The sequence below is a fragment of the Enterobacter sp. 725m/11 genome, from assembly GCF_011683705.1.
GTDB classification, from domain to species: domain Bacteria; phylum Pseudomonadota; class Gammaproteobacteria; order Enterobacterales; family Enterobacteriaceae; genus Enterobacter; species Enterobacter bugandensis.
Window position 1 is genome coordinate 1 of record NZ_JAAQOK010000081.1, and the last position, 11,360, is coordinate 11,360.

Genomic DNA, 11,360 nt, shown 5'->3' on the forward strand with positions numbered 1-11,360 from the left:
AGATGTGTATAAGAGACAGGTAGAAAATACGGCTATACTTCTGCCCGCTAAATCAGGCTAATAGAGCTTAACCGGTAAATTTATTCATTTCGTGAATTTAATTCCGGGCATGCATTTAGATTGTTTATAGATTAAGTAAATTGACTTTTTTTGTGCAAAATTAAAACGGCTTTTAGTGAATACTTCCAGCCATCCGAACCTGATGTTATGTATATACCCTGCGAGTAAAGAGTAGCTGTCAATGGCGCGTAAAAAGAAAGAAGAGGCTCAGCAAACCCGACAGCAGTTGATTGAGGCGGCTATCGGGCAGTTTGCGACGCGAGGCGTAGCCAGCACGACGCTGACGGATATCGCCGATGCCGCAAAGGTTACGCGTGGTGCTATCTACTGGCACTTTACCAGTAAAGAAGAGATATTTAATGCCATTTGGGAACAGCAATTACCGCTACGTGACATCATTCGCGACAGGCTTTCTCTCTCCGAAAATGATGATCCGTTGTTAATACTTCGTGAGCAATTCATTACTGCGCTTCAGTATATCGCACGCGAACCCCGTCAATGTGCGCTATTACAAATTTTGTATCATAAATGTGAATTTACTAGCGATATGATTTCAGAGGATGAAATTCGGAAACGTATTGGGTTCAATTATGATTCTTTGCGCGTTACGCTGGAAAAATGTATTTCTCGAAACATCATTTCGTCGCAGGTGAACGTTGAGCTGACCATGATCGTATTCCACGGTTTTTTTAGCGGCATCATTAAAAACTGGTTAATGAATACCGACAGTTTTAATCTTTATCAGCAGGCGCCAGCCCTGGTCGACAGCATTCTGGCGACGCTCCCTCTCTTGCGCGTGTCGCCTCATAATGATTACGGCTCAGCGCCTGGCAACATTTCCCCCCGTGCACAAAGCGCCTCGATGGTCTGCGCGCTGGCGGGTTTACCTAACAGATAACCCTGTAAGGTATTACAGCCCAGCTCCGTCAAAAAGGCTTGCTGCGCTTCGGTTTCCACACCTTCGGCCACGACTTTCAGGTTGAGCGTTTTCGCGAGGGCCACAATCGCAGAGACAATGGTGGCATCCTCGCTTTCACCGCTTAACTCTTTCACAAACGCTCTGTCTATCTTCAGTTCACAGGCCGGTAAACGCTTGAGGTACAGCAGGCTCGAATATCCGGTCCCAAAATCATCAATCGAGGCTTTCACCCCAGCATCCGTCAGCTCTGTCAGCACCCGCACGCTCTCATCGGGGTTGCTCATCGCCGTAGTTTCCGTGACTTCCAGGATCAACATTTCCGGCGGGACGTGGTGACGCTCCAGGCAGTCGAGCACTGTTTTAACCAGCGAGGGCTGTTCGAACTGCAGCGTCGACAGGTTTACTGCCATTGACCAGTTTCGATGCCCCTGCAGATGCCATTCTCTCAGCTGGCGACAGGCTTCATTGAGCACCCAGTTACCAATAGGGATGATAAGCCCGGTTTTTTCCGCCAGCGGCAGGAAAAGATCCGGCGTCAGTAAACCCTGCTTCGGATGCTGCCAGCGCAGCAGCGCTTCAAACCCGAGGAGAGGACCCGCGGGCGCGTGAAACTTTGGCTGATAAAGCAGGCGCAGTTCATTACGATCGACGGCCATCCACAGATCGTTCATTAACTGAAGATGGGTCTGCGCCAGAGTGTTCATGGAGGGCTGGAAAAAGTGATAGCCGTTTCGGCCCACATGCTTGGTGTGATACATCGCCGCGTCGGCGTTAAACATCAGCTCACGTTCGGTTTTGCCGTCGTGAGGGTACAGGGCGATACCAATGCTAAGCGTTACCACCAGTTCGTAGGGGTCGAGAGTGAACGGGCTATCGATCGCCCGCACCAGCAAATTTGCCAGCGAGGCCGCATCGTCCGGACCTTCTCCCTCAGCCAGCAGAACAAACTCATCGCCGCCAATGCGTGCAAGGGTAAACTGGCCCTTCAGGAGATGCAGCAGACGCTGCGTAACGGCGACCAGCAGCCTGTCACCGACATCATGGCCGTAGGCGTCATTGATGGCTTTAAAACCGTCGAGATCCATGAACATCAGGGCGAAATGGGTACCTTCACGGTCAGCTTTGCTGATGGCCTGATCGAGCCGGTCCTCCAGCAGGATACGGTTGGGCAGACGCGTCAGCGTATCGTGCAGCGCCAGCTGCGCAAGTTCCCGGTTCGCTTCTGCCAGCGACGAGGCCAGAAGGGCGGTTCGTGCCTGCAGGCGGGCATCCAGCATCGACACCAGCAGGGTGATCCCAAGAATAGAGAGCGCGACGACGCTGACCAGCACGGCCAGCCAGCTGCCGTTAATACCCTGATGGTGAACCATGGTGGACATTGGAAACTGCGCGGCCTTCATCCCGGCGTAGTGCATACCGGCGATAGCAATTCCCATCGTGATGGCGACACCCAGGCGCATCAGCACCACCTGAGCGGCTTCGTGACGCAGGCGGAAGGTCAGCCACAATGCTGCAAGCGAAGCGGCAAGCGCAATCACGACCGAAATGGCCACCCACAGCGTATCCCAAACGATCCCCGGTCTCACCTCCAGCGCCGCCATACCGGTGTAATGCATGGCAACAATACCGATTCCCATTACCAGAGCGCCGGGGAGCAGGCGGCGCATGCGCAGCTGTTCACAGCTGACGAGCCATAGCGCAAACAGTGACGACCCCACGGCGATGACCATAGATAAAATCGTCAGGGTCGCGTTGTAGCTCATGCTCATGGAGAGATCCATCGCCAGCATGCCGATAAAGTGCATGGCCCATACGCCAATGCCCATCGCAACACCGCCTCCCGCCAGCCAGACGCGCGCTGCGACGCCCTGACTCCCGGCGACGCGTGCAGCCATATTCAGCGCGGTGTAAGCAGCAAGGATGGCAACAGCAAAGGAGAGGGCTACAAGGATAGGGTTGTATTGGCTAACCAGCATGGTCGGTTCTACTCGAGTATGACGTTACGCAGGAGAGGTTGAGAAGGGCGAGACATTATCACCGTCAGGTAACGGCTCAAAGGGATTTAAATCCCCGTTTTTAGTGGGCAATACGGGGAGGCCGATGACGGCAGGGTGTTAATCGAGTTCTGAACAGTTCACTAATTTCAGCGGATTGACGGAGTTCATATTGCGGCACTTGTCGGTTTCGGTGCTCATCAGTTCAATCCACTGCATCAAGAGGGCATCGAATAGAAAAACGGAGATTGCAAAGACGACCAGCCACCAGTATTTACGAATCATTGTGTCATTCCGCGAGAAGAGAGCCACTGAAGTGGTGGAAATATACACGAAAAGAAGCGGTTTAAAAGCGGGATAAGCAAAGGTTTACAAAGCGTTGACGGTGAAAGAATAAGACAATAAAAAAGGCGCATCCCCATGCCAGGTAGCGCCTTTTTAAACAAGCATTTAACTGATTAGTATCAGTTCATGCCATATTTTTTCAGTTTCTTACGCAGAGTACCACGGTTGATACCCATCATCAGCGCAGCGCGGGTCTGGTTACCGCGGGTGTATTGCATCACCATGTCCAACAGTGGCTGTTCAACTTCAGCCAGTACCAGCTCATACAGGTCATTAACATCCTGACCATTCAGTTGAGCAAAATAGTTCTTCAGTGCCTGTTTAACCGAGTCACGCAGGGGCTTTTGAGTTACCTGATCCTGAGAGTTAACGGTAGAAACGGTCAGTACGTCAGAATTTACGCGTTGTTCGAACATAGTTCTGTCAGCTCTTTATTTCATTACGCAAGATTTTCGAAGTATGCCTCCAACGCCTCCAGCTGTTCGCTGGCATCCTCAATGGCGTTGAATGTGCGCCGAAACTGGTCATCTGGAGCGTGCTCCTGGAGATACCAGGAGACGTGTTTACGCGCAATTCGGTACCCTTTTGCCTGACCGTAGTGGTCATGCAGTTCCCGAACATGCGAACAAAGCAAGCGCTTTACCTCTGCCAGAGGCAGTGGGGCAAGCAGCTCCCCAGTGTCCAGATAATGCTGGATTTCCCGGAAGATCCAGGGTCTTCCCTGAGCTGCACGTCCTATCATCAGAGCATCAGCTCCCGTATAGTCGAGTACAGCCCTGGCTTTAAGCGGGTCAGTTATGTCGCCATTCGCGATAATCGGAATGGAAACCTTCTGCTTAACTGCCCGAATGCTGTCGTATTCAGCTTCACCATTGAACAAACAGGCGCGAGTGCGTCCGTGGATGGTCAGGGCCTGAATACCACAATCTTCGGCCAGTTGGGCAATCTCTACACAGTTACGGTGTTCCGGCGACCAACCCGTGCGAATCTTCAACGTAACAGGAACGTCCACTGCGCTGACAACCGCCGTCAGGATAGCTTTCACCTGGTCGGGGTATTGCAGAAGGGCTGAACCTGCAAGCTTGCGATTCACCTTTTTGGCCGGGCAACCCATATTGATATCAATAATCTGGGCACCACTTTCCACGTTAATACGCGCGGCATCTGCCATCTCTTCAGGCACGCTTCCGGCAATTTGCACGGTGCGAATACCTGGTTCATCAATGTGCACCATCCGAAGGCGGGATTTATCGCTTTCCCAAACCTGCGGGTTAGACGACATCATCTCGGATACGGTTAAACCGGCTCCCATCTCATAGCACAGCGTCCTGAACGGCCGGTCGGTAATACCTGCCATTGGGGCTGCGATCAGGCGATTTCTAAGCTGGTGGTGTCCGATGCGCATGAGTTAAGAAATGACCATACTGTGACTGCAAGGCGGCGTATATTACGCATTTTTTGCACGAGATGAAAGGCCAAACTTTGAACAATCCACTGTTGTAGATCAAGGAATCGCCACGCAATCTTTTCGTTTAAAATTATTCATTATTGAAATCATTGAGTTATGCGCTGATGGCTATTTTATGTGCGCTTACAATTTCCCGTAACTTCTCATCATTTCTGAATAAATGCGACAGATGAGCGGGATAATCTGCTGTTTTTAACAGCAGATTTCCCCACTTCTTTGCGATCTGCGTCGCATTTTAGAACATGATCTCAGGGCAAAAAATAGACGTTATTCGAGGATAACACGACCATGGAGGGACTGTACCGGCCGGTTATTATCGTGATGCATTGTGTGGGTGAATTTCTCGAGCTGCCCGGCGGACACCGTGAGAGGATGCTTAAGCACGATCCAGGTGACGCCTTCTGAACACGGTGGCGTTGTCAGCGAGCCGCTAAAGCGCCAGTACGTTTTATCTTCCGGCAGCAGCTTATTCAGGTTGAGCTCCTGCTTGATGGAGACGTTCAGCTCAGCCTGCTGAGGCATAACGTCCCACAGTTTATCAAGCTCACGGTTCTCTGCCCCTTTGTCGAACATGACCGCGACCACCGCCAGTTCCCCCTTCGCATTTTTATGCACAAGGTGCATTTCCATCGCGTAATGCTTGCCGTGCACGGTGTTTTCGCTCGGCGCGTGGAAGTGGAACTGCTGTAATGTCCAGGTTTGCTTATCCAGCGTGATAGTGTCGCGAGTGTCGGCCTGCTCGCTTGCCTGAATAGTATGGCCATTGTTTGTCAGCGTCACAGGGCCGTCAACGTAGTGCGTTTGCAGCGGGGAGAGATGGGCGTTAGCGGTTGAATCAATATCAATGGGAGACTGGTTCATTCCACTGTTACAGGTCTTGTACGCTTCATCCAGTTCACCCCAGTGCTCCGGTGAACTTTCTCCTTTGTAGCTCCAGTGTGATGCGCATGCTGAAGCCGAGATCATGCTCAGCGCTAACAGCGCTGCCTTGCTATAAACGTGTTTCATAATATTCTTCCCGTGAATTTTTATTATCCAAATCAAAACTTATCAATATGATTTGTGTGGTTATTTTACCGGAGGCAGGCCAGGGGCGGGAGGAATATTGAGGAGAAAAGGCGTGGTCAGAGGACCACGCCAAATGCTTATTTCTTACGACCGGTAATGCGGCACCACTCTTCTTTCTCGACGACCGGGTCGAGCGCAAAGAGATCGGCGTAGGCTTCGCAAACGCTCTCCGCCTGGCTTGCCAGAATGCCGGAAAGTCCCAGCAGGCCACCCTCAACCGGCAGCACGCTGATTAATGGCGCCAGTTCACGCAGTGGGCCCGCGAGAATGTTTGCGACCACCACATCGGCTTTCATGGCTTCTGGCTGCGCTTCCGGCAGGTAGAGCTCCAGACGATCGGAGACGCCGTTACGCTCGGCATTATCGCGGCTGGCCTGAATGGCCTGCGGATCGATATCGATCCCGATGGCTTTCGCCGCGCCCAGTTTCAGGGCGGCAATCGCGAGGATCCCGGAACCGCAGCCGAAGTCGATCACCGTCTTACCTTCAAGATCCAAACCATCCAGCCACTGCAGGCACAGAGACGTGGTTGGATGGGTGCCGGTGCCAAACGCCAGGCCTGGGTCAAGCATCACGTTCACCGCGTTTTCATCGGGAACCTCGCGCCAGCTTGGGCAGATCCACAGACGTTTGCCGAACTGCATCGGATGGAAGTTGTCCATCCACTCGCGTTCCCAGTCTTTGTCTTCCAGCTGTTCGATTTTATGCGCGAAGCCTGCACCCAGCAGCGGATGGTTTTCCAGAATCGCCACCACCTCTTTCATGTCGGTTTCGGCATCGAACAGGCCGATCACGTCGGTATCACCCCACAGGCGCGTTTCGCCCGGCAGCGGTTCAAAGACCGGCGTGTCGTGCGTGTCCTGAAAGGTGATGGAGACAGAGCCGGCTTCCATCAGCGCATCGCTTAGCTCTTCGGCGTTCGCGCCGGTTGTGTTCAGTTTTAGTTGGATCCACGGCATGGCAAAACTCTTTATTTATCAGTAGAAATCATAGCGGGTTGTGGGGCGGGCTGACCGAAACGGTTCCCCACCACAAACGCCAGTAAACTTAGCAGTAACGAAGGCACAATCGGATGGAAGCCCAGGTACTGAATCTCAAATGTCGCAAGGATGGCATACAGCACACCGCCAACAATCATCGCGCTCAGCGCGCCTGCAGCGTTCGCGCGTTCCCAGTAAAGACCTAATACCAGCGGCCACAGGAAAACGGCTTCAAGACCGCCAAACGCAAGCAGGTTCAGCCAGATGATCATCTCCGGCGGACGCCATGCAGCTAACATCAGCAAAGCTCCTAATACCAGCGTAATGACGGCAGACATCCGCTTCAGGCGACGTTCATTTTCAACCTGATCAGGGCGCAGGTTCAGATAGAGATCTTTAATGATCGTAGCGGAACTTTGCAGTAACTGGGCGTTAATGGTCGACATAATGGCGGCCATTGGCGCTGCGAGGAAAATTCCGGCGGCGAAGGGCGGCAGCACTTTAACCATCAGCGTCGGGATCACCAGATCCGGCACGGTAAGGTCGGGGATCACCGCGCGCCCTAACGCACCTGCCAGATGCATACCAAACATCAGGACCGCGACCACAATCGTCCCGATGATGATGCCCTTGTGAACGGCTTTACTGTCTTTATAGGAGATACAGCGCACGGCGGTATGCGGCAGACCAATCACCCCGAAGCAGACTAACACCCAGAACGAGGTCATAAAGGTCGGCGAGAGGATATCATCCGCGCCCTGCGGTGAAATCAGTTTCGGGTCAATCGCTTCCAGGGTTTCCACCGCATGAGTGAGTCCACCCGCGGCATGAACAATCCCCACCAGCAGAACAATCGTGCCGATGAGCATGACCATTCCCTGCAGCGTATCGTTCAGCACGCTGGCGCGGAACCCGCCAAACGCGGTATAGAGCGCGATGCTTACCCCGAAGATAAGCAGGCCTGTCTCGTAAGGGATCCCGGCTGCCGTTTCCAGCAGGCGTGCCCCGCCGATAAACTGTACCGTCATCGCGCCAATAAAGGCGACCAGCAGGCTTAAACTCGCCAGCCACACCAGTAAGCGGCTCTGGTAACGGGCAAACAGCATGTCGTTGAGCGTGACGGCATTATAGCGGCGCGCCAGGATGGCAAATTTCTTACCAAGAATACCGAGGGAGAGCCAGACGGCAGGCAACTGGATCATAGCCAGCAGTACCCAGCCTAACCCGTACTTGTAGGCCGCACCGGGGCCGCCAATAAACGAACTGGCGCTGATATAGGTCGCGGTCAGCGTCATTGCCAGCACAACGCCGCCCATCGAACGGCTGCCGAGGAAATACTCGTTCAGAAAAGCACCGGTCGTTCTTTTGCGCATGGCGTAAATGGATAAACCAAACACGACCAGCAGGTATGCGACAAGCGGCAGAATGACTTCAAGCTGCATCATCGTCCTCCAGCGGAATATCGCGATAGATGAATTTCACCATTGCCCAGCACAGCAGGATAAACACCAGCGGTACCAGCAGGCAGGCCATTTCGAACCAGTGCGGCAGGCCTGTGATGCCAATAGCGGAGTCAGGTAAGTAAGCAGTCACTAACCATGCAGCAAGATAGAGAAGGGTCAGCCACAGCGCCCAGCGCGCTTCTTTATGGGCCTGAACAAAACGTTTGTCCATTTTTTGTCCCTTGTGGATGCAGAAAGCGGGGATTGTACATGATGGGGCTTGGCGATCCCCAGAAATAAAAAAAGGCCGGATAATCCGGCCTTTTAGCAACACAGCTCTCTTACTTCTCGTTCAGGCCGAGTTTTTTCTCCAGGTAGTGGATATTCGTTCCACCATTCTGGAAGTGCTCGTCGCTCATGATACGCATCTGCAGATCAACGTTGGTTTTAATACCGTCGATGATCAGCTCCTGCAGGGCGTTCTTCATGCGGGCAATGGCCACGTCACGGTTTTCGCCGTAGCAGATGAGCTTGCCGATCATTGAGTCATAGTACGGCGGTACGGTGTAGCCGGCGTAGATATGAGACTCCCAGCGCACGCCAAAACCACCCGGCGCGTGGAAACGCGTGATTTTACCCGGGCTTGGCAGGAAGGTGTTCGGGTCTTCGGCGTTGATACGGCACTCTACCGCATGGCCTTTCACCACAACTTCTTCCTGCTTGATGGACAGAGGCTGACCGGCTGCGATACGCAGCTGCTCTTTGATCAGGTCAACGCCGGTGATCATTTCGGTAACCGGGTGTTCAACCTGAATACGGGTGTTCATCTCAATGAAGTAGAACTCGCCGTTTTCGAACAGGAACTCAAAGGTACCCGCCCCGCGATAGCCGATATCAACGCACGCTTTGGCGCAACGCTCGCCGATGTAGCGACGCAGTTCCGGGGTAATGCCCGGCGCTGGCGCTTCTTCGACCACTTTCTGGTGACGACGCTGCATGGAGCAGTCACGTTCTGCCAGATAGATCGCGTTACCCTGACCGTCAGCCAGCACCTGAATTTCGATGTGGCGTGGGTTTTCCAGGTATTTTTCCATGTACACCATGTCATTGCTGAAAGCCGCTTTCGCTTCCGCTTTGGTCATGGAGATGGACTGCGCCAGTTCAGCATCGCTGCGCACAACGCGCATACCGCGACCGCCGCCGCCGCCGGACGCCTTGATGATAACCGGGTAGCCAATGCGTTTAGCATGAGCACGGTTAGCATCCATGTCGTCGGTCAGAGGGCCGTCAGAGCCTGGCACGGTTGGAACACCGGCTTTTTTCATTGCGGTGATTGCAGACACTTTGTCGCCCATCAGGCGAATGGTGTCGGCTTTCGGACCGATGAAGATAAAGCCTGAGCGTTCAACCTGCTCAGCAAAGTTGGCGTTCTCAGAGAGGAAGCCGTAACCCGGATGAATTGCCACCGCGCCGGTGATTTCAGCGGCGCTGATGATAGCCGGGATGTTCAGATAGCTTTTTACGGACGGAGCCGGGCCAATACAGACCGTCTCATCCGCCAGCAATACGTGTTTTAAATCGCGATCCGCGCTTGAGTGCACGGCCACGGTCTTGATGCCCAGTTCTTTACAGGCACGAAGAATACGCAGTGCAATCTCGCCACGGTTGGCGATAACAATTTTATCCAGCATGTTCGCCTCGTTACTCGATGACGACCAGCGGCTCGTCAAATTCAACCGGCTGACCACTTTCGACCAGAATCGCTTTCACAGTACCTGACTTGTCAGCTTCGATCTGGTTCATCATTTTCATCGCTTCAACGATGCACAGGGTATCGCCTACGTTGACTTTCTGACCCACTTCGATGAACGCCTTCGCGTCCGGGCTCGGGGTGCGGTAGAAAGTACCAACCATTGGGGAACGTACGATGTGACCACTGATTTCTGCTGCAGCGGCAGGTGCGGCTTCAGCTGCTGCTGGCGCAACGGCTGCGGAAAGCGCAGGCTGCTGCACTGGCGCAGCGTAAGCTTGCTGCATTACCGGGAAGCTAGCGGCTGGGGCTGCACGGCTGATGCGTACAGACTCTTCGCCTTCAGAAATTTCCAGTTCGGAGATGCCTGATTCTTCAACCAGCTCGATCAGTTTTTTAATCTTACGAATATCCATGAGTGGGTTCCGTACTCTTGTTTAGTGTGATTGTGACAAGCGTTTTACCGCTGTCTGTAAAGCGTATGAATAGCCGTCTGCGCCCAGACCGCAGATAACGCCAGCAGCGATATCCGACAGATACGAATGGTGGCGGAACGGCTCTCGGGCGTGCACGTTACTCAGGTGGATCTCGATAAACGGGATACTCACCGCGAGCAGTGCGTCGCGGATAGCAACACTGGTGTGCGTAAACGCGGCCGGATTGATCAGGATATAGTCCACAGTGTCTTTAGCCTGATGAATACGGTCGATGATTGCGTACTCCGCGTTTGACTGAAAATGATCCAAATCCACATTCAGCGAGGCTGCTTCCGTGCTCAGACGGTTAACAATTTCGCTCAATGTTAGCGTGCCGTACTTCTCTGGCTCACGGGTGCCGAGCATGTTCAGGTTCGGTCCGTTTAAAACTAAGATGTGGAACTTATCAGTCATTATGCCGCTATCTCCTGCGATTTTCGGGTAAAAAACAAAATATACCGTCGAAGCGCAAATGTCACCTTTTCAGAGGCTCAAAACCGCTGTCAGGCGAACCAAGGTCGCACATTATAACGATTTCGTAGCATTTGGCAGCTAAATACTGGTCTTATCAGGGAAGATTATCAACCGCAATCCAAAAAAGATTTGCGGTTGAGAGGTAATCTGCGGGAAAACGCACAGTTTCGCGAACTATCGCAACCACTGGCGGAACTTCTTGTAACGCCATGCTAAAAGCGCCACGGCTGCCAGCGCGTAAAGGACCGGCTGCGGAGAGAGGATCTTCACCGACCACAGATAATGAATGGGGGCGAGGATCGCGACAAGATAGACGAAGTTGTGCAGCAACTGCCAGCGACGGCCCAGCTTTCGCTGCGCATATTGCGTGGATGTCAGCGCTAA

At 53.2% G+C, this 11,360-nt stretch carries 12 protein-coding genes and 1 pseudogene; 1 reads left to right on the forward strand and 12 read right to left on the reverse strand.

Features of this window, described 5'->3' with window-relative positions:
- Positions 1-241: 241 nt before the first annotated feature.
- Positions 242-958 (forward strand): acrEF/envCD operon transcriptional regulator, encoded by a 717-nt coding sequence (gene envR / locus HBA26_RS21880; protein ID WP_126345790.1) that lies wholly within the window; start codon positions 242-244, stop codon positions 956-958.
- Here the strand turns inward: envR and HBA26_RS21885 are convergent.
- The 12 genes and pseudogenes from HBA26_RS21885 to HBA26_RS21940 all read right to left on the reverse strand — a co-directional run.
- A complete protein-coding gene (locus HBA26_RS21885; protein WP_126345791.1) occupies positions 874-2,955 on the reverse strand; it encodes a bifunctional diguanylate cyclase/phosphodiesterase in 2,082 nt (693 codons plus the stop codon). The two genes, envR and HBA26_RS21885, sit on opposite strands and share 85 nt — an antisense overlap.
- 138 nt (positions 2,956-3,093) lie before the next feature.
- On the reverse strand, positions 3,094-3,258 hold the full coding sequence (locus HBA26_RS21890) for a DUF2556 family protein (protein WP_014885446.1): 165 nt from the start codon (positions 3,256-3,258) through the stop codon (positions 3,094-3,096).
- Positions 3,259-3,437: 179 nt separating this feature from the next.
- Positions 3,438-3,734, reverse strand: coding sequence for a DNA-binding transcriptional regulator Fis (gene fis / locus HBA26_RS21895; protein ID WP_000462905.1), 297 nt, complete (start codon positions 3,732-3,734; stop codon positions 3,438-3,440).
- Between the two features lie 23 nt (positions 3,735-3,757).
- A complete protein-coding gene (dusB, locus tag HBA26_RS21900) occupies positions 3,758-4,723 on the reverse strand; it encodes a tRNA dihydrouridine synthase DusB (protein WP_008502861.1) in 966 nt (321 codons plus the stop codon).
- A 330-nt stretch (positions 4,724-5,053) separates the two neighbouring features.
- The gene (locus HBA26_RS21905) at positions 5,054-5,794 is read right to left on the reverse strand and encodes a carbonic anhydrase family protein (RefSeq protein ID WP_041907814.1); all 741 of its coding nucleotides are present in this window, start codon (positions 5,792-5,794) and stop codon (positions 5,054-5,056) included.
- 137 nt (positions 5,795-5,931) lie between these two features.
- Positions 5,932-6,813, reverse strand: a complete 882-nt coding sequence (gene prmA, locus HBA26_RS21910) for a 50S ribosomal protein L11 methyltransferase (protein WP_028014613.1) — start codon at positions 6,811-6,813, stop codon at positions 5,932-5,934.
- 11 nt (positions 6,814-6,824) lie between these two features.
- Positions 6,825-8,276: a sodium/pantothenate symporter gene (gene panF, locus HBA26_RS21915; protein ID WP_126345824.1), complete on the reverse strand. Its 1,452-nt coding sequence runs from the start codon at positions 8,274-8,276 to the stop codon at positions 6,825-6,827.
- Positions 8,266-8,508 (reverse strand): YhdT family protein, encoded by a 243-nt coding sequence (locus HBA26_RS21920; protein ID WP_006178860.1) that lies wholly within the window; start codon positions 8,506-8,508, stop codon positions 8,266-8,268. The genes panF and HBA26_RS21920 overlap by 11 nt, the downstream gene beginning before the upstream one ends.
- 109 nt (positions 8,509-8,617) lie before the next feature.
- The gene (gene accC, locus HBA26_RS21925; protein WP_003860388.1) at positions 8,618-9,967 is read right to left on the reverse strand and encodes an acetyl-CoA carboxylase biotin carboxylase subunit; all 1,350 of its coding nucleotides are present in this window, start codon (positions 9,965-9,967) and stop codon (positions 8,618-8,620) included.
- 10 nt (positions 9,968-9,977) lie between these two features.
- The gene (gene accB / locus HBA26_RS21930; protein WP_008502856.1) at positions 9,978-10,442 is read right to left on the reverse strand and encodes an acetyl-CoA carboxylase biotin carboxyl carrier protein; all 465 of its coding nucleotides are present in this window, start codon (positions 10,440-10,442) and stop codon (positions 9,978-9,980) included.
- A gap of 21 nt (positions 10,443-10,463) precedes the next feature.
- Positions 10,464-10,916 (reverse strand): type II 3-dehydroquinate dehydratase, encoded by a 453-nt coding sequence (gene aroQ, locus HBA26_RS21935; RefSeq protein WP_028014610.1) that lies wholly within the window; start codon positions 10,914-10,916, stop codon positions 10,464-10,466.
- Positions 10,917-11,150: 234 nt separating this feature from the next.
- Positions 11,151-11,360, reverse strand: a pseudogene (locus HBA26_RS21940) (sulfoxide reductase heme-binding subunit YedZ); the annotation flags it as partial.